This is a genomic window from Clostridium vincentii, from assembly GCF_002995745.1.
In the GTDB taxonomy this organism is placed as follows: domain Bacteria; phylum Bacillota; class Clostridia; order Clostridiales; family Clostridiaceae; genus Clostridium; species Clostridium vincentii.
In genome coordinates this window covers 93,444-112,840 of sequence record NZ_PVXQ01000004.1, presented here as the reverse complement: position 1 = coordinate 112,840, position 19,397 = coordinate 93,444, and the positions used below count along the sequence as shown (strand labels likewise).

Annotated in this window: 17 protein-coding genes; 14 read left to right on the top strand and 3 right to left on the bottom strand. The window is 30.4% G+C overall.

The features are described 5' to 3' along the window. The first annotated feature begins 308 nt into the window (after positions 1–308). The 5 genes from trpB (at position 309) to sigF (ending at position 5,705) form a co-directional block, all read left to right on the top strand. On the top strand, positions 309–1,475 hold the full coding sequence (gene trpB / locus CLVI_RS03030) for a tryptophan synthase subunit beta (protein WP_106058635.1): 1,167 nt from the start codon (positions 309–311) through the stop codon (positions 1,473–1,475). Positions 1,476–1,672: 197 nt separating this feature from the next. Beyond that, positions 1,673–3,976 (top strand): AAA family ATPase, encoded by a 2,304-nt coding sequence (locus CLVI_RS03025; RefSeq protein WP_106058634.1) that lies wholly within the window; start codon positions 1,673–1,675, stop codon positions 3,974–3,976. Positions 3,977–4,157: 181 nt separating this feature from the next. Next, positions 4,158–4,493 (top strand): anti-sigma F factor antagonist, encoded by a 336-nt coding sequence (spoIIAA, locus tag CLVI_RS03020; protein WP_106058633.1) that lies wholly within the window; start codon positions 4,158–4,160, stop codon positions 4,491–4,493. Positions 4,494–4,507: 14 nt separating this feature from the next. Continuing rightward, positions 4,508–4,939, top strand: coding sequence for an anti-sigma F factor (spoIIAB, locus tag CLVI_RS03015; RefSeq protein ID WP_106058632.1), 432 nt, complete (start codon positions 4,508–4,510; stop codon positions 4,937–4,939). Between the two features lie 10 nt (positions 4,940–4,949). Next, positions 4,950–5,705 (top strand): RNA polymerase sporulation sigma factor SigF, encoded by a 756-nt coding sequence (sigF, locus tag CLVI_RS03010; RefSeq protein ID WP_106058631.1) that lies wholly within the window; start codon positions 4,950–4,952, stop codon positions 5,703–5,705. A 75-nt stretch (positions 5,706–5,780) separates the two neighbouring features. On the opposite strand, the gene CLVI_RS03005 is transcribed toward sigF, so the two are convergent. Both CLVI_RS03005 and CLVI_RS03000 read right to left on the bottom strand, forming a co-directional pair. Beyond that, complete coding sequence (locus CLVI_RS03005) at positions 5,781–7,514, bottom strand: methyl-accepting chemotaxis protein (protein ID WP_106058630.1); 1,734 nt, start codon at positions 7,512–7,514, stop codon at positions 5,781–5,783. Positions 7,515–7,688: 174 nt separating this feature from the next. Beyond that, a complete protein-coding gene (locus tag CLVI_RS03000) occupies positions 7,689–8,870 on the bottom strand; it encodes a 3D domain-containing protein (RefSeq protein WP_242980534.1) in 1,182 nt (393 codons plus the stop codon). Between the two features lie 153 nt (positions 8,871–9,023). On the opposite strand from CLVI_RS03000, the gene spoVAC reads away from it, so the two are divergent. The 6 genes from spoVAC (at position 9,024) to holA (ending at position 16,260) form a co-directional block, all read left to right on the top strand. Continuing rightward, on the top strand, positions 9,024–9,482 hold the full coding sequence (gene spoVAC, locus CLVI_RS02995; RefSeq protein ID WP_106058629.1) for a stage V sporulation protein AC: 459 nt from the start codon (positions 9,024–9,026) through the stop codon (positions 9,480–9,482). 13 nt (positions 9,483–9,495) lie between these two features. Continuing rightward, positions 9,496–10,518, top strand: coding sequence for a stage V sporulation protein AD (gene spoVAD, locus CLVI_RS02990; protein WP_106058628.1), 1,023 nt, complete (start codon positions 9,496–9,498; stop codon positions 10,516–10,518). 34 nt (positions 10,519–10,552) lie between these two features. After that, positions 10,553–10,909, top strand: a complete 357-nt coding sequence (gene spoVAE, locus CLVI_RS02985) for a stage V sporulation protein AE (protein ID WP_106058627.1) — start codon at positions 10,553–10,555, stop codon at positions 10,907–10,909. A gap of 88 nt (positions 10,910–10,997) precedes the next feature. Continuing rightward, entirely contained in the window at positions 10,998–13,487 is a 2,490-nt protein-coding gene (locus CLVI_RS02980; protein ID WP_106058626.1) for a P-type ATPase actuator domain-containing protein, read from the top strand. 20 nt (positions 13,488–13,507) lie between these two features. Then, on the top strand, positions 13,508–15,211 hold the full coding sequence (locus CLVI_RS02975) for a ComEC/Rec2 family competence protein (protein ID WP_106058625.1): 1,704 nt from the start codon (positions 13,508–13,510) through the stop codon (positions 15,209–15,211). 14 nt (positions 15,212–15,225) lie between these two features. After that, positions 15,226–16,260 carry a DNA polymerase III subunit delta gene (gene holA, locus CLVI_RS02970; protein ID WP_106058670.1) on the top strand — a complete coding sequence of 345 codons (1,035 nt, stop codon included), beginning with the start codon at positions 15,226–15,228 and terminating at the stop codon, positions 16,258–16,260. Between the two features lie 62 nt (positions 16,261–16,322). On the opposite strand, the gene rpsT is transcribed toward holA, so the two are convergent. Further along, on the bottom strand, positions 16,323–16,586 hold the full coding sequence (gene rpsT / locus CLVI_RS02965; protein WP_106058624.1) for a 30S ribosomal protein S20: 264 nt from the start codon (positions 16,584–16,586) through the stop codon (positions 16,323–16,325). Positions 16,587–16,760: 174 nt separating this feature from the next. Between rpsT and gpr the strand changes: the two genes are divergently transcribed. The 3 genes from gpr to CLVI_RS17645 all read left to right on the top strand — a co-directional run bounded on the left by gpr (position 16,761) and on the right by CLVI_RS17645 (position 19,283). Then, on the top strand, positions 16,761–17,738 hold the full coding sequence (gpr, locus tag CLVI_RS02960) for a GPR endopeptidase (protein WP_106058623.1): 978 nt from the start codon (positions 16,761–16,763) through the stop codon (positions 17,736–17,738). 84 nt (positions 17,739–17,822) lie between these two features. Continuing rightward, positions 17,823–18,857, top strand: a complete 1,035-nt coding sequence (locus CLVI_RS02955) for a stage II sporulation protein P (protein WP_106058622.1) — start codon at positions 17,823–17,825, stop codon at positions 18,855–18,857. A gap of 63 nt (positions 18,858–18,920) precedes the next feature. Further along, entirely contained in the window at positions 18,921–19,283 is a 363-nt protein-coding gene (locus tag CLVI_RS17645; RefSeq protein WP_207655312.1) for a hypothetical protein, read from the top strand. Positions 19,284–19,397: the final 114 nt, after the last annotated feature.

Sequence of the window (19,397 nt, the reverse complement as noted above, 5' to 3'; positions counted from 1 at the left end):
TCTGTGACTAGAGATAGTACTTATTATTGAATGTAAAAGCGAGCCGTCGGTTAGTGGAAGGTACGGAACAGGAAATTTTAAGGAATGGGCTTTAGTAGATGCGAGATGAAATCTATTTGATAGAGATTAGTTTAGCCGTGTCCAAGCGTTACTTTGGTAGAATATCGAAGAATATCTTCTGTATTTTAATTAAGAGAGATAACTTATAAAGTATTTGTTATTTCAAAATATGGGTGGCACCACGAGTTTATCGTCCCAAAGAGATAGGCTCTTTTTTTGTACAAAAAAATAGATAGGAGGAATTATTTATGGAAAAGTTTTATGGAGAATTCGGAGGACAATTTGTACCGCCAGCAGCTATAGAAGCATTAAACAAATTAGAGGAAGTTTTTTTAAAGTATAAGGATGAGCCTTGTTTTGTTGAAGAGTATAATTATTATTTAAAACAGTATGTAGGTAGAGAAAATCCACTATATTTTGCAGAAAGATTAACAGATTATGTAGGAGGATGTAAGATCTACTTAAAGAGAGAAGACTTAAATCATACAGGAGCTCATAAAATAAATAACGTCTTAGGACAAATGCTACTTGCAAAGAGAATGGGTAAAAAGAAAGTTATCGCAGAGACTGGTGCGGGACAACATGGAGTTGCAACTGCTACTGTAGCAGCTTTAATGGGAATGGAATGTATAATATATATGGGTGAAGAAGACATGAGAAGACAAGCCTTAAATGTATTTAAAATGGAGCTTCTTGGAGCTGAGGTAGTGTCAGCAACTAGCGGCACAAGGACTTTAAAAGAGGCAGTAGACCTTGCTATAGGGGAATGGGTTAAGGATATAGATAATTCCTTCTATGTATTAGGATCAGCTGTTGGACCACATCCGTATCCAGCTATAGTTAAGGAATTTCAAAGGATAATTAGTATTGAAGCTAGACGACAGGGGCTTGCGTGTGAAGGTAAACTACCAAAGGCTGTAGTAGCTTGTATTGGTGGAGGTAGTAATGCCATAGGAGCTTTTGCAGAATTCATTGATGATAAAGACGTTGAACTAATTGGGGTAGAAGCAGCTGGTAAGGGATTGGATACAGATATGCATGCAGCTACAATGACTAAAGGGGAAGTCGCTATTGTACATGGTATGAAAACTATGTGCATAATAAATGAAAAGGGAGAGCCTAAGGAGGTTTATTCTATTTCAGCGGGCTTGGATTATCCAGGAGTAGGACCAGAACATGCATATCTTTGTAAGGAAGGCAGGGCTAAATACGTCTCATGTACAGATGAGGAAGCTTTAAATGCTTTTAAGATGTTATCAAGACTTGAAGGAATTATACCAGCTATAGAAAGTTCTCATGCAATATCATATGTTATGGAATATGCTAAGAATTTTAAGAAAGATGATTATATTATAGTAAATCTTTCTGGTAGAGGCGATAAGGATGTTGAGGAGTTAATGGGTAAAATAAAATAATTGTTTTAAATAAAGAAGATCAATTTTTAATTAAGTTTAAAAATTGATCTTTTTTTATGCTACAAATTAATTAAAATTTAACGAAAGTGTTATCTAAAACAGTCTCCAAAGAATACTTATATAGGAGATTAGAAAAAAGGAGGGAACTACTTGAGTAAGACTGCTAAAATACAGTTTTTAAAGTGGGTAATAATTAAATGAAAAGAGAGTTAACTCCAAGTGAAATACTATTTAATGTTGATTTGAATGAAAAATCAGAAGAGATAGAACTTAAAAATATTCCACAAGTATCATTAGGATACAAAAAAATAAAGAGAGCCTTAAGTATTGAAGAGGAAGGCTACAATTTATATTTAATAGACACTTTTTCTAAGGATAAACTACAGAATTTAACTGAATTCATTGAGGATATTTATAAAGATTGTGAAGCTCCAAAAGATATTTGCTATGTTAACATGGAAGATCCAAAAAAACCAGAGCCGATATTTTTAACTAATGGTAAGGGGAAGGAACTTAAAGAAGCAGTAGAAAATATCAAAAATTGCTATTATGATGCTGCTACAGAATTTTATAATAGTTCTTCAGAATCTGAAAAAGACATCATAATTGATGAAATTCACAATAAGAGAAGTGGTTATATTGGCGAATTAGTAGAACTTTCAAAATTAGAAGGATTTGATGTTAAAGCTACAACTGGAGGATTTGCTTTTATTCCTATTAAGGAAGGTGAATCTATGACTGAGAAGGAGTATGATGAATTACCAAAGGATTCAAAAGATTCAATTGTTGAAAAAGCTGCAAAGCTTAAAAAGAAGGCAGAGGTAGTTCTTGAGAAACTAAAAAACATTGAACTTAAATCTATAAAAAAATTAAAAGAAATCTATATAGAATATTTAGATGTTGAACTTGAAGTGCAGAAAGAAGATATTTTATTGAATTTTATTACTGAAGATGAAGCGTATGAGTATTTAGAAAAATTATTCTCTAATATTGAGAATGGACTTGTTAATTGCTACAGCATTAATATCGACGAGGATGAAGCTCTAATAAATAACTTTCTAGAAAAGTTTAATGTTACTGTTTTAGTTGATAATAGTGATTATCAAAAACCTAGGGTAATATATGAGGATGATCCAAATATAGTTAATTTATTTGGAAATGTGGAGTACGAAAACCATAATGGCGTGTATACAAGTGATATTTCGTTAATTTCACCAGGATCGTTATTATTAGCTAATGAAGGATGTATTATATTACGGTTAAGTCAGTTAATTATGAATGGATATAGTTATTATTATTTGAAGAAGACTTTAATGAATGGAAAGGTGAGTATTTATTCATCAAGAAGTTATCTAGACATGTTATCAATAAATGGACTAAAACCTAAAGCTATACCAGTAAATGTAAAAGTAGTTATTATAGGAGACTATGAAAGTTACGATATTCTTTATGATAGTGATGAAGATTTCAAAAAACTATTCCCTCTTCGTGCTGAATTTTTAGATATAGTAGAATTTAATGAAATCAATGTAAGTATTTTAACAAGTTATATTAAAAATAGAGCTAAAAAATATAAGATAAATAAAATTGATCCAGAGGCCATTAAAGAAATAATAAAGTATTTATGTAGAATTGCAGGAAGTAAGAGAAAAATAAGTATAGATGTTAAGGAAATCGATAAATTATTGGTATTGTCTAATAGTGAAATTGAATTTCCAGGGCGAGGCATTATTGGAGCGATAGATATAAGAAAAAGTGCATATGAAGAAGAATTAATTGAAGATCAGATAATGGAAATGTACAAAAATAAGAAGATGTTATTAAATTTAGAAGGGAAAATAATTGGTAGTATAAATGGATTAGCTGTATTAAGTTCAGGATATTATAGTTTTGGAAGGCCTTTGAGAGTTACTTGCGTTGTATGTAAGGGTGATGGTAAAATTATTGACATTCAAAAAGAAAGTAATTTATCGGGTAATATACATGAAAAGTCTATAAATATAATTTCTGGTTTACTAAGCAATATTATATCTCAATATGAAAAATTACCTGTAGATTTTCATCTGAGTTTTGAACAAACCTATGGGATAATAGATGGAGATAGTGCCTCAGTTGCAGAAATATTGTGTATATTGTCATCATTAAGCAAAAAAGGAATTAATCAAAATATTGCAGTAACTGGTTCCATAAATCAATTTGGAGAAGTTCAGCCTATAGGTGGAGTTAGTGAGAAGATTGAAGGATTTTATAAGACTTGTAAATTAATGAATAATGATAAAAATAAAGGTGTGCTAATTCCTTTCTTAAATAAGGAGGAAATTATATTAAAGAAAGAAGTTGAAGAGGCTATTAGTAAAGGGGAATTTCACATTTATACTATGGACACCCTTGAAGATGCTATTGAGATTATGATGTTAGATGAAAAAACAAATATGGATAGTTTCTACCAGATAATTAATAATGAGATATTAAAATATAAAACTAAAGTTAAATTAGGTTAAAGTTAAAGCGAAGCGATTAAATATTCTAAAATGCTTCGCTTTAAATTTTTGTCTAATCCTAATAAATGTAAAATATTTGATAAAGTATTGACTATATATATTTATTTGTGTTAAAATATGGAAAAAGAGCATAGAGAGGAGGTGAATTACTCTCAAGGGGTGATTCTTAGAGTAACATAATATGTATCTACAATTTGAGAAAAAAGAAGATAAGTTAATTGCAATTCTATCTGGAGAATTAGATCATCATAGTGCTGAGGAGGTACGGGTTAAAATCGACGATAGAATAGAGAGAGATAATATAAATAAGTTGATTATCAATTTTAATGAAGTAACTTTTATGGATAGCTCAGGCATTGGGGTAGTAGTGGGAAGATACAAAAAGATGACATTAAAAGGGGGAGTCTTATGTGTAACTAATGCTAATAAAGGCGTAAATAGGGTCTTTGAATTAGCAGGTTTGTTTAAAATAATAGATAACTATAAGGATGTGGCAGAAGCATTAAAGTGCATTTAGTGGAGGGGTTTTACATGTATGATAATAAAATAAAGATTGAATTTGAAGGTAAATCTCAAAATGAAGGTTTTGCTAGAGTCGCTATTGCAGCTTTTGCTTCTCAGCTTGATCCAACATTAGACGAATTAACTGATGTTAAGACAGCAGTGTCAGAAGCAGTTACGAATTCAATTATTCATGGCTATGAGGGAAAAAATGAAGGAATAGTTTTCATTGAAGCAGAGTTGCTTCAAAATGAAATTACAATAATAATTAGTGATCTTGGAAAAGGTATAAAAGATGTAGATAAGGCCAGGGAGCCTTTATATACTTCTAGACCTGATTTAGAAAGGTCAGGGATGGGGTTTACTGTTATGGAAACATTTATGGATAGTATTGAAATTACAAGCGCAGAGGGAGAAGGTACACGGATAATATTAAAGAAGAAATTTAATTCAGTGAGTTAGGTGAAAAAATATGGAAAAAGGGAATTTTAAAAGAGAGGAATTCAATTATGATGATAACGTCCGGTTACTTCCTTTAGCAAAAGAGGGTAACGAAGCTGCAATGAATAGATTAATAGAAATGAACCTTCCCCTAGTATCTTCATTGAGTAAGAAATTTTTAAATAGAGGATACGAATATGAGGATATTTTTCAACTTGGCTGTATAGGCCTTGTTAAAGCAATCAAGAACTTTGATCCAACCTTTAAAGTAAAGTTTTCAACATATGCTGTTCCTATGATTATCGGAGAAATAAAAAGATTTCTAAGAGATGATGGTATGATTAAAGTAAGTAGAAATACAAAAAGTCTCGCACGTAAGATTTATTTTGATAAAGAGGAACTAACAAGAAGGCTTGATAGGGATCCAACTATAGAGGAGTTATCTGAGTTTTGTGAGATTGCAAAGGAAGATATAGTATTTGCAGTTGAATCAGCTTCAAGTCTACAATATTTACATGACACTATCCATCAAGATGATGGAGCACCAGTACTGCTAATAGACAAATTAAGTGAGACGAGTGCTGATGATACTGACATGATTGATAAGATAGCTTTGAAGGAAGCATTGAGAAGTCTGGATGACAAGTCTAGACAAATTATAATGCTTAGGTATTTTAAGGATAAAACTCAAGTGCAGGTAGCTAAAATGCTAGGTATAAGCCAAGTGCAGGTATCTAGAATTGAAAAGAAGGTTTTATTTTCAATGAGAGAAAAGCTTACGGAGTAGAGAATAATTAAATAGAAAATTAAGAAGCCTGAAATAAGATATGGTACTTATTTCAGGCTTCTTAATTTTTTGATTTTAATATTTAAATTTATTAATATTAATTTTTAAATTTTCAGCTAAATCAGCCATTTTTGATACAGAATTATTAAACTCTGATATAGAGGCAGTTTGTTCCTCAACAGATGCGGAGACTTCTTCAGTAGAGGCTGCATTTTCTTCGGCGATAGCTGATAAACCCTCCATTATTTCTATCATGGAGTTCTTTTGTTTTTCCATAACAGTACTTGTTTTATTTAGATCAGTTACGATTGATAGTGTTTGTTCTACACTATCTGATATTCCCTTAAATTTATCTGAGGTGCCATAGACACTTTTTGTTTGACTTGACATTATGTCTGACATTTTATTCATAGTTTCTACAGCTATTTGAGTTCTAGAAGTTAACTCAGTAATTGTTTCTTCTATTTCTTCAGTAAATCTAGTAGATTCTTCAGCAAGTTTTCTGATTTCCTCAGCAACTACTGCAAAACCCTTTCCTTCTTCACCAGCTCTAGCAGCCTCAATTGCAGCATTTAAAGCAAGAAGGTTAGTTTGTTCTGCTATATCTTTAATCATTATACTTGACTGTTGGATTTCAGTAGCTTTGTTATTAGTATTTAAAATAACATCATGAATTTCATTTACAGCCTTAGTACTTTCAATATTTTGAGATTCAAGGGAAGATAACATCTTCATACCTTCAGATTTATACTTTTCAACATTATTTATAGCAACGTTTAAATTATTCATATTAGATTTATTATGATCCATACCTTCTCCTAAGTCAGAAACCTTATGGGCACCACCTTCGGTATCGCTAGCTTGTTTACTTGCACCTTCTGCAATTTGGACAACAGCATTAGATATTTCTCCTGCAGTATAATTAACCTGTTCCATATTTTGAATTAAATCTTTGGAATAAGCTGTAACATTGGAAACTAAATTATTAGCATTTTCCATGAAACTTCTTAAATTTCGTACAACTTTATCAGCACCACGAATTATATCTCCAAATTCATTTTTTGCCTTAAGTAATTCTTTAGGAACATCCTCTGAAACATCAAGATTTTCAATCTTCTTAAAGAAATCTTTTATAGCAATTAAAGTCTTAGTCAATCCACCGGCTACAAGTGTAATAACAATTTCATTAACTATAAAAAATACTAAAGATAAAACTATAAATAGATTTCTTAAGCTATTTAAAGATATAGTTATTATTTCGTTTGCAGTAGTAGTTGGAATTCCAATAAAATATGCGCCTATAACATCACCTTTAGAATCTAAAATGTTTTCATATACTGTTTCATAATCCACGTTAAAAATAGTAGAAGAACCAATATACCTTTCGCCTTTTGATAAAGACTTGTATGCCTCTGAATTAGTATCGAGTTTAGTTCCTTCAGCTCTAAGACCGTTTTCATCCATTATATTAGTAGAGACCCTTATAAAATCATCCCCATCAGTTACAAATATTGTTGCAAGATCTCCAAGATCTTTAGAGATTCTATCAACTGCAGTGTAATTACCTTTAATGGTACCAGCATTCTCATCAACTAAATTTCCATTTGATATTGTTAGATTCCCATAAATCAACTCTGAATAAGTTGAAAGCGCATTGATATCGCTAGATAGTTTATTGTTAATATGATGATTAGAAATTTCTTTCATATAGACACTGCCTTTTGCGTAACCGGAAATACATATAGATAGAACCATTACAGCAAAAATTGCTGTGAAAATAACAATTAGTTTTCCTTTAAGACTTTTCATATAATCTCCCCCTGTAATATGTAATAATTAACGGCTATAACTAAAATATAACATTATATTACATAATTATATCATATTTAACAAAAAAATATATAAAATCAGGGGAGAAATAAAAAAGAAAAGTCTATATTTAAATAGACTTTTCTAATAACTAATTTAGTTTTACAAGTTGTACTACCATTGCCCTTCGTAGGCTATTAAATGAACTGTCATGCTCCTTCTTCCAAAGGAGATACATTCTGCAGTGCTATTCATATAAAGATCTATTTTCTTTCCAATTATTGCACTACCAGTATCTGAAGCAATTGCATAACCATAACCTTCTACAAACAATTTACTTCCTAAAGGTATTACATTTGGATCAACTGCTACGGTACTTAATCCATCAGGATTCCTAACTGGAGTTAATCCAAGCTTGGTAATATATCCTCCATAGTATGCAGTGGCTTCCATACTATAGGTTTCCTTATAGGAATTATCACCAGAAATATTATTGTCAGGAACAACAGCATCAGGAATATTATTCTTAGCGGAATTACCTATTATGACTAAATTTTCTTTTCCTTTAATAATTGCTTCATTTGCTTTAGCAATAACGGAAGGCGTTGAAAGTTGGGGTATAATATCTCCTAAGCTTTTTATTGCTTGGTTTAATTCATTGCTACTTGAATCACTAGATTTTGCAACTGATAAAGAATAATTAATCAAATTTAATTCGTTTTCTTCAATAAGGGCACTTATTGAAATTTTCTCAGCTGCCATCTTGTTCTTAATTTCTACTATAGAACTTTCCTTATCCTGAACTTCTTTAAGCTTATTTTTAGTTGCTTCATTTAATGCAACTAACCTCTCTTTTTTTTCATTTATTAAAATCTTCGATTCATCTAATTCAGAAACCTTGTCCTTAATTGCATTTATAAGCTTATTATCTTGGGTTATTAAAATATTACAAGCCTGCATTTTAGAGAAAAAATCATTTAAGCTATCAGATTCAAATAAAAAATCCAAGTAATTAATTCCGCTATATGCATCAGATTTATACATTTCTCGTAATCTTTTATTTAATATTGCTTTACTTTTATCTATTTCGATTTGTAGAGAAGTAATGTTTTCTTCAGTTTGTTTTATTTCTTCTTCTGTATTGGAAATAGTTCCTTCATTATAACTAACTTGAGTTTTTAAGGATTCTATTTCTTTGTTAACTTGAGCTAGCTCAGAATCTAACTCTTTTAAGTTATCAGAAATCTGATTAAATGTTATCTTATTGTCATTTAATGAATTTGCTGCTTTTACAGTTGGAGTAATATTTAGTAAAAGAATTACAAACGCTAGTATAACAAAACAAGTTTTTTTCATATATCACCTAAATTATATTTTTACAAAAACCTTTCTAGGTAATACAATAGCACAAAAAGATGGACAAGTCATTTTTAGGGTTGAAAGAAATATTGTGAGTTATAATTAAATTTTTGCAGATAATATAAATAGTATTATATATAGGGAGCGTGAATGCCAGTGGTTAAAGAAGAAAAAATAATAGATAGTTTTGAAACATTAACTAAAGAAATAGAACCAAAACCCAAAATTATAAAGAATTGTATAATGGCATTTTTAGTTGGTGGAACTATATGTGAGGTAGGTCAGGTTATTACTTATGTATTGAGGAAATTAGAGTATTCTAAAGAAGATATTTCATCAATTACCACAGTGGTAATGGTGTTTTTAGGAGCTCTATTAACTGCAGTAGGTATTTATAATAAGATAGCGAATTTTGGTGGAGCGGGTACAGTAGTTCCTATAACGGGATTCGCAAACGCTGTTGTAGCACCTGCAATAGAATTCAAAAAGGAAGGCTTTATTTTTGGAGTGGCAGCGAAGATGTTTACAATAGCTGGACCTGTATTGGTATATGGAATAGGTACATCAGTTATTATTGGAATAATACATTATTTGATTAATTTATTTTGATGGAGGAGAGATTATGACTGATAATTCTACAAAAAGACGAGGGACTCAGACTATAGAACTTAAAAATCCTCCTAAAATAATATCCACTTTTTCTGTAGTTGGCCCAAAAGAGGGGCTGGGACCATTAAAACAATATTTTGATAAAATATTAAATGATGATACATGCGGAAAGGATAGTTTTGAGAAAGCAGAGAGTGATATGATGTTTACTGCTATTAAGGAAGCAATTAGAGGAGCATCACTTAAGGAAACTGATATAAATTACTTGTTTTCTGGTGATTTATTAAATCAAATAATATCATCAAGCTTTGCAGCTAGGGAGTTTAGTATTCCTTTCTTTGGACTGTATGGAGCCTGTTCTACTATGTCAGAATCTTTAAGTTTAGCAGCACTCATGATAGATGGAGGGTTTGCAGAATATGTAGTAGCATCTACATCCTCTCATTTTAGTTCAGCAGAGAGACAATTTAGGTTTCCACTAGAATATGGAGCTCAAAGAAGTCAAACTGCTCAATGGACAGTAACAGGTTCGGGGGCTATGGTTCTAGGGAAAAGTGGAGATTTCCCTGAAATAAGATATGTCACTACAGGTTTGGTTAAAGATTATGGATTTAAAGATGCTAATAATATGGGGGCAGCTATGGCACCAGCAGCAGTAGATACTATTTACAAGCATTTTAAGGATACAGGAAGAACTCCTAAAGACTATGACATTATAGCAACGGGAGATTTGGGGGCAATTGGTAAAGAAATTACAGAGAAATTACTTCTAGAATATGGGTATGATATTAGTGGTAATTATATTGACTGTGGAGATATAATTTTTAATAAGGAAGAACAAAATACCGGTGCTGGAGGAAGTGGATGCGGATGTTCTGCCGTGGTTTCAACAGGGTATATTTATAAGAGATTAATGAAAAAGGAAATTAAAAGAGTTCTGTTAGTATCAACAGGGGCCCTAATGAGTACCACATCATCTCTTCAAGGGGAAAGTATACCCGGAATAGCCCATGCAGTTTCCATTGAGAATGATTAAAACTGGAGGTGAATAATATTGGAGGTGAATAATATTGGAATTTGTTAAAGCTTTCATAATAGGTGGATTAATTTGTGTTGTAGGACAAATTTTGATGGATACAACTAAGCTAACTCCGGGGAGAATATTAGTAATATTTGTTACGCTAGGTGCAATCCTTGGAGCATTTGGGCTTTATGATAAGTTAATAGATTTTGCAGGAGCAGGAGCAATTATTCCATTACCTTCATTTGGCAATAGTTTAGCTAAAGCGACCATTGAGGAGGTAGACTCCTTAGGTCTTATAGGTGCTTTTTCTGGTGGAATAAAGGGAGGAGCTGCAGGAATAACAGCTTCAATTTTCTTTGGATATATTATGGCAATAATATTTAATCCTAAAACAAAGCAATAATTTAACTTTTTTAATAATAAGGTTTTAGTAGTAGGAGTTTTAGACTATAATATAAATAGTGAAAAATTAGTTGAATGGAGGAACCGTCTTGAACAATTATTGCAATAACTCTTGGAAAACCATAGTTGCAATGCTTAAAAGCGATATAAGCAAGGGATTAAGTGAAAATGATTGCATCCAAAGAAAAAAGGCCTTTGGGAATAATAAGGTGTTTGTTCCCTATGGAAATGGAAAATTAGGTTTTATTAAAGAATTCATACATTTACATATATTTATTAGCATATTGATTTCATGTTATTTAATATATTCTAGAGAAATTGTCATGGCAATTATTTCAGTAGGATTGCTATTAGCAGGTATATTAATAAAGGTTCTTCATGGGAAAAATAAACAAGATAACATAAAGTTTTTGCAAAGGCTTAATAATACAACAACTACAGTACTTAGGGATGGATTAGAAATAATAGTTAAATCAGAACAGGTACTTAAGGGGGATATTGTAATATTTTCAAAGGGATCTTTAATTCCGGCTGATATTAGAATAATTAGAGCAATAGATATTAAGGTTGATGAAAAAAATGTTACTGGAGAAAATTTTCTAAAAGATAAATTTGAAAGTAAGATGGACAGAGATAATTATCTAGTAGAAGAAATGAAAAATATATTATTTAGGGGTTCCATAATAAAAGAGGGCGAGGGCTCTGGAATAGTTGTTGAAACAGGGAATTCTACTCAGCTTGGAAAAATGCTGGCAATGCTTATGTATGCTAATAATAATAAGCATACCCTAGGGAAAAAATTAGAAGGAAAGTTAGGGATAATGATATTTATTATTTCAGCTTTTTCAATAGGGATGTTTTTAGTAACAAAGGGATATGGACAAGCATATTATTCCTTAAAATTGTCTCTTTTTGCAACTCAGAGTATACCTATTGTAAGCATAGCTTTTTTATATGGATATATACTTAAAAAGGATATGAGAAAACAAGGAATAGATCTAATTAATTTTTCTACATTAGATCTAATTAGCCAAATACAAGTCTTATTTATAGATAAAATAGGTGCAATTACTAAAGAAGAAATGATTGTAAATAAAATATTTGTAAATAATAATATATTTGAAGCAAAAAATATTAATTTCAATAAGGAGATTAATATAATTAGATTGATAGAAATTATAGTACTTTGTAATAATGCAATATATTCCCCAGAAAAAGGCACTGGTAAGGGAGATCTAATTGAAGTTGCATATCTAAAGTTTGGAGATGAAAAGTTAGCACATAAAACTATGCTTGAATCTAGGTATAGGAGAGTGTTTGAAATTCCTATGGATTCTGATAAGGGTGTATTGACAACTTTAAATAAAGGTAAGAGAGGATGTAGAGCGAACGTTAAGGGGCGTCTTGATGCCGTTTTAAGTAGATGTACCTATATTATGATTGATGGATTAGAAAAAGAAATTACCCTTGAAGATATTGATAAAATTAAGTCTATAGACTTTAAATTTTCTTTAGAAGGATTAATAACCCAAGGTGTAGCATATAGAAGTTTTAGCTATAATCCAACTAAGTCTGAAAATATTGAAAGTAATTTAGTTTTTGTAGGAATTGTAGCTTTAGAAAATCCTTTAAGTGAAAATATAGAAGAAGAAATAGAAGAAATTAAAAGCAGGGGAATAATCCCAATTATATTCACAGATGATAATAAGATAACGGCAACATCTATAGGCAAGAAAACTAGAGTGGCCCTTCGGGACAATAAAGTTATTACTGGAGTTGAAGTAGATGCTTTATCCTCTGAAGAATTAATAGAAACAGTATCTAGAACTAGAATATTCTCTAGAGCTAATCCAGAGACTAAAGCAAAAATTATAGGATTGTTTACCAAGGATAATTATCCAGTAGCAGCTTGTGGTGAAACTTTAGGAGACTTATCAGTTATGAGCTTATGTAGATTAGGAATTGGTAAGGGTAATGCTTCGGAAATTATAAAAAAGGCTGCAGATGTATTTATACAAAGAAATTACTTAAGAGGGTTTTTAAGCTTATTCCATATATCAGAACGATTTAATAGGGGAGTAAGAAAAATAGAAACATTGATGGGAGTACTCCTTTTTGCTGAGATTATTATAATTAATGCCATATCTATTATTAGTAAGGGAAATATTATTAATGTTATTCCTTTAATAATTATTAACGCTATTTTAGCAGTTCCGTTATTTATAGTATTACTAAAATTCCCTGGGATAGCGGGCAAGAATAATTTAGTGATTAGAAGTCTTATGTTTATAGTCCTATCACTTAGTGGGCTGTATGATATCAACATGGAAAATGAAGTTGTGCTAGTACTTATTCTAGGTGGAATGATGATGATATATACAATTGCCAATTCTAAAATATCCATTAGGAATTCATCACTTTTAATAATAATTATTGGAGTGCTTTTATGGATTGGATCAATAGGTATATTAGGTTATTTAAATAATGAATCTTTTTCTATAGATGTGATTATAAAGATAGGGATAGGTCTAATTATTTATTTAATAATTGAATTAATAATGAAAAAATGGCAAAAATAGAAGGATGAGGTGATTCATCCATGAATATTAAAGCTATAGAAGAGGTTAAAAAACCTATTATTCACATATCAGTATCCATAATACTAAGTTCTATTTGTTATGGATTATATGAAAATTATTCATGGCTAGCAGTATCTACTGCTAGTCTGTTTTTTATATATTTATGGAGAGAGACAAATATTAAATTTTCAATATTAATAGTACTGTTTTTCATTCTTGGAGTATTTATTAATATTAATTATTATGATGCTAACTTATCTGAAAATATTGTTGCTAAAGTGAGACTGGTTGAGGAAAAGTCTTATTATAAGATAGGCGAAATTAATGGTAGAAGAGTTTATTTAGAAGGTGAAGGTTTGGATTTATCTTTAGGGGATGAGGTATACATAAAAGGGGATTTCAAAGAGGAAATAGATAAGGAAAGGGGAATAATAGGAACTGTTACGATAAATGAAGGGATAAAACTTAAAGATACTTTAATAAGTAAGTTATATAGAATCAGAACTGAAATTTATCGTAAACTAGAGGAGAATTTAGGAAAAAGAAAAGGAGCATTAGTAGCTTCATTAGCCTTTGGATATTCAGATTATTTAGATGTTGAAGATAAAGACGAAATGAAAACTTTGGGGGTTATTCATGCAATTAGTGTATCAGGATTACATGTTGCTTTAATTTTCTCTGTTTTAAGGAAATTTTTTGGAAAAGGGACGACTTTAGGAATTCTTTGTATATACGTATTATTTACTGGAGCACCTTTTTCTTCTATAAGGTCATTAATAATGATATTTGCCCTAAATTTAGCTCCGGAGGTTAAGAAGAAATACAGTCCGTTAGGAGCTTTAGCATTAAGTGCAGCTCTAATTACTGTTATAAAACCCTATGCACCTTTTCAAGTGGGATTTATGTTATCCTTTCTTGCAACTTTAGGAATAGTATTATTTTCTAGTAAAGTAAATAAAAAATTATATAGATTACCTAAATTTATTAGGAAAACAATTGCAGTCTCTATATCTGCCCAGGTATTCACTATTCCAATTATTATGGCATGTTTTAAAGAATATTCCCTGAATTTTATATTAGGGAATCTTATTATTGTACCTATTTTAAATATTTTAATAATATTAGGGAATTTTATGTTATTGGCTCTACCCATATCGTTTGTATTTGATTTTTTAAGTTATGTTATCCTTAAAGTTATAAAAATATTAGATATATGTACTGAATTTCTTTATGATATAGATATAGGAAGTCATATAGTTAATCAAGGTATGGTTATAATATATTGCTCAATAATTATTAGTATATATTTCGTAATAAAAGGAAAAAGAAAACTTGGAATTTTGCCTTTTGCAGCTATTTTTGTAGTAATGATATATATTTATAGTCCTCTAGCTAGAATAGATTATCTAAAGGGAGGGGCATTATTGATTTCTTATAGAGGAGATAGAAAGATAATATCAAATACGTCTACAATAGATATGGCTGGTTTAAAGAAAATAACTTTAGCTAAAGAAGGGTTTAGAGAAGTTAACGAGATAAGAATAGATAGTGGGGCTACGATAGAGGCCAAAGAGAAGAACTATGTATTAAAGATAGAGGAAAAAGAATATTTATTAACAATGAACAAGAAAGAAAAGCTTCAGGAAAATTATGATATAATTAACTTTGTAGACGGAGACAATAAGGGGTTCTTTATTTTAGGTGATAGACTTTTACTTTTTTGAAAGGCGGAGAGATTTTGATTACTAATGATGTATTTGAGAAGAATATAAAAGATAAAACAATAAAAAATTCATATATATTTTGTGGAGCAGATGAGGAACTTATAAAGGCTGGTATTAATTTATTAGCTAATCCATTGATTAAGGATGGATTTCAAGAATTAAATTACATAAAGATAGATGGTATGATAACATCAAAAGATGACATTATGAATGCTTGTGAGACTATGCCTTTTATGGGTGAAAAAAAAGTTGTCTTAGTATATAGGGCGAATTTTTTAAGGGACAAGTCAGATAGTTCATCAACAAAGGTTTTTAAGGAAATGAAGGAATATTTAAAAGATATACCAGAACATACAGTTTTAATAATGTATTATTTGTTTCAGGATAAGAGAGAAACTCCAAAGAAAAATAAAAAGCTTATGTCATTAGATAAAATTTTAACTATTGTTCATTTTGATAAGCTTAAAAAAGATAAATTAATAGGTAAGGTCCAGGATATATTTAATGAGAAGGGTAAAAGTATAGGGAAAGTTGAACTTAGATTTTTTTGTGAAAGAGTTCAAAATAATTTTAATGTAATAAAAAGAGAAATCGATAAGCTTATTGATTACACAAATGGCAGAGATATAAAAAAGCAGGATATTGAAAAGCTTATTCCTTCAAAAAGTGAAGATGATATTTTTGATTTAGTAGATTTGATATCTCAAAAGAAGATTGATAAGGCAATAGATATCTTAGATGAATTATTATTTAAGGCAGATCAACATATGTTAATTATTACGGCTATAGAATCTCAGTTTAAAAAGTTGTATGAGATAAAAGTAGGGATGATGGAGGGTAAAAGAGTTGATTACTTTGTTTCAGAACTTAGAATACCAGCCTTCGTATGTGAAAAACTAATGAATTTGAGTTCGAAATTTTCTTTAAGACAACTAGAAGGTTTAGTGAGGTTATGTGTAAGAACTGAAAGAATGCTAAAATCATCTGGAACTGATAAGACTATGGAATTAGAATTAATGCTTGTAAATACAGTTATGATAAAAAAATAAAAAGATATAATAAAAACCCTATAAAAAGCAAATAACCGACCTATACGGTCGGTTTTATACTACTACGCTATTGCGTTTAACTTTGCAGCTAATCTTGATTTCTTTCGAGCAGCCATGTTTTTATGAAGTATGCCCTTTTGAGCAGCCATATCTAAAGCCTTTGCAGCCTTAATGAATAAAGCGTTAGCTTCTTCAGCATTGCTTGCAGTAGAAGCTACTTCAAATTTCTTTATAGTAGTCTTTAAAGCAGACTTAACCATTCTGTTTTGAGCAGTCTTAGTTGCTGTAACTAATATTCTCTTTTTTGATGATTTAATATTTGCCATTTATTGATTCACCCCCTCTAAATTTTAGAGCACCTGTGCAGTTTTTGGGGAAATCTACACAAGAGTCGTATTCAATACACCATATTATAGCATTCAAAATTATTATATTCAAGTATTAAATTTGACTAAAGTGGAAAACTAGAAATAAGAATAATTTTGAGTTGAGGTGTAGAAATGATAAATGTAAGAACTGATTTAGCAATTGAGGCAAGGCAAATATATAAAGAAGAAAATAATGACGAAGATACAGATGGAATTGTTGTTGAAGAAGTAGAGGAAGAGGGAACAAAGATAACCACCGTTAGAATTTTAAATGAAGAGGGAGCTAAAAATATGGGAAAACCTATAGGTAACTATATTACCTTAGATATTCCAGAATTTACTGCCTATGATGGAGAATTAATGGATGATGTTTCAAAGGTATTAGGAAAAACCTTAAAGAAGTTAGTTAATTTAAGTGAGGATAAGCTAGTTTTAGTTGTAGGTCTTGGTAATAGAAAAGTTACTCCTGATGCTTTAGGACCAAAGGTTATAGAAGGAATAATGGTTACAAGACATTTAAAAGCAATAATGCCAGAGACAATAGATGATAGTATCGCACCAGTTGCTGCAATAGCTCCTGGAGTCTTAGGAATTACAGGTGTTGAGACAGGAGAAATTATTAGAGGTTTAGTAGAAAAAATCAAACCTGATTTAGTAATTTGTATAGATGCTTTAGCTTCAAGAAAAATAGAGAGGTTAAATAGGACTATTCAAATAAGTGATACAGGAATTTCACCTGGATCTGGAGTGGGTAATCATAGAATGCAAATAAATGAACAAAGCCTTGGAGTTAAGGTAATTGCTGTAGGAGTACCTACAGTGGTGGATGCAGCAACTATAGCAAACGATACTATAGATTTAGTCCTTGATGACTTAATACGTCAATCAGAGGATGGAAAAGAATTTTATAATATGCTTAAAAAAGTTGATAAAGATGAAAAAAGTGTGTTAATTAGGGAAGTTCTAAATCCTTTTGTTAAAGACCTAGTGGTTACGCCTAAGGATATAGATCTTATGATAGATTCTTTATCAAAAATAATTTCTAATGGGATAAACATTGCAGTTCAGCCTAATCTTACAGTTGAAGATATTAATAAGTTTTTAAATTAAAATAATCAGATATAATTATGTAAAATCCTCATATAAATATAAAGTGTAAATCTTATTGCTTAACATAAGAGAGGAGGATTTTAGATGTACAAAAAAAATGTACAAAGAAAAACTACTAAACCTATAGTAAATATAGGAATAATTATATTGATTGTATTTATAGGGATTTTCTCTTACAGAGTTATTAATATTTTAAATGATAATAATGAGAGAGGCGGATTTGCATATGTACAGATTCTTAATTTTGGCATGCCACTAATTGAAAACAAAATATATGATGAGGCATCATATGCAGAAAATAATTTATCTGTAAAGGCAGTATGTTTAGAAGCCTTAGGATTATCAAGTATAGATAATTTTTTTATAGTAAATAATGAAGTTAACTTTTACAACCAAGGTTTTTCTAAAGAAGCAGATATAACAACTGTAGCACTAGATTCTTTTAATATAAACGACAGTACTATTGTTAGGGGAGAGAAAGATTCCAACACACTTGATGCTTCTTTAAAAAAGACTTTAGATCAATCACAGGTAGAGGTTTTAATATATCATTCACATACTACAGAGAATTACGCGGAGGCTGGAGGAGATACTTTAGACGAAAATTATAGCGTAGTTGGAGTAGGGGATGAGATTACTCGAGAACTTGAAGAAACCTACGGGATTGCAGTCATTCATGACAAGACAAATCATAGTGTTTCTTACAATAATAGTTATGATAGGTCTAATGAGACTGTAAGCAGATACTTAGAAAAATATGGGGACTTTAAAATAATAATAGATCTTCATAGGGATTCTGGAAGTAATAAGAGTGCTTTTACAACAAATATTAATGGAGAAAGTGCAGCGAAAATTATGTTTGTTACTACAAAGAACAGCACTAAATATGCTAAAAATCAAGCATTAGTAGATGAATTATATAATAAAGCTAATGAAATCTTCCCAGGATTAACAAAGCCGACATATACCTATAATAGAGGGATAAATGGCTTTAATCTAGGTTTGAGTGATGGAAGTGTGCTTATTGAGTGTGGTGCAGATAGTAATACTTCAGCAGAGGCACAGGCAACTGGAAGACTAATTGCAAGGCTAATAGCTGAGCACATTAATAAAAAATAAAACCGTATAAAACATAGAAAAGTGAGCATCCTTTAAAGATAGAAAAAATTAAGGGGTGCTCTTTTGAAAAAAATTATTAATCTGAAAATAGTATTTATGGTTATTGTGATTGTTTTAGTCATGGTTGGATTAGGTAGGATAAATATAATTAACACAAAAGCTTTATCTCCTTTAGGGGAAACAAATGATAACTATGAAAAAATCAAAGATGAACTTGGAGAAGATTTTTCTAGTTTTATAAAGGATAATGCACCAATTAAAATTTACAATGGAGATTCACAGGATATAGTAGTGAAAGCTTGGAATAATGACTTTACAATAAGAGGAGAATCAGATATTAAATCTTTTGCAAATAATATATCAGGTAAAATAGGAACTCTATTTTCTCAAATAAAAGATAAGATAGATAGAAATATATTAGGTTAGATAAAGCAATAGTCCTCTAAAGAGTTGTTTTTATTGACATTAGGTGGGCAATTTGTGATATAATTTATCTGATTTATTAAAATGGGGGTGAAATAACTGTCTTAATGTGTAGAC